The following is a 566-nucleotide window of genomic DNA, read 5'->3' on the forward strand; positions in this document are numbered from 1 at the left end:
CACGGGCGGAACGCGACGCGGCCGCACCCGCCGAAGACGTCGCACCGACGCTGTCCGACCGCCTGCGCGCCCTGGACCCGGCGCGTCTGCCCGTCCTGGTGGGCGGGCTGGCCCTGCTGCTGGTCGTGGCGCTGCTGTTCCTTGGCCGCCCCGCGCCGCAGGAGGAGCTGGCCCAAGCCCCCGTTCCGCAAGCCCCCGTTCCGCAGGCACCTGTCCAGCAGGCCCCCGTCGCGGCACAGCCGCAGCAGACGGCACCCGCCCCGCAAGCGGCCATCCCGGTCGCGCCCGCGCCCACGACGCCGGTCGACCCCGCCCCTGTGGCACAGGAACCGCAGACAACGCAGACGACGCCCGAACAGCCCGACGCCTTGGATCAGGCCCTGGCCGAGGCGCTGGCCCAGGCCCGTACGCCTGCCCCCGCATCGACACCGGTCGCCGTGCCGCCCGCGGCATCGATGATCGCCGATCTGACGGCCGCCCCAGCTGCCACCGCGACCGCCGAAGTTGCGCCCGCCGCGGAGCCGACGCCCGCCGAACCCGCACCCACAGCGACCACGGCGACCGCC

1 pseudogene is annotated in these 566 nt (G+C 76.9%); it reads left to right on the forward strand.

The window, feature by feature from the left end:
- Positions 1-566: pseudogene (locus tag FHD68_RS19310) on the forward strand (hypothetical protein); the annotation flags it as partial.

Origin of the sequence: Paracoccus marcusii (assembly GCF_006151785.1) — a bacterium.
GTDB classification, from domain to species: Bacteria; Pseudomonadota; Alphaproteobacteria; order Rhodobacterales; family Rhodobacteraceae; genus Paracoccus; species Paracoccus marcusii.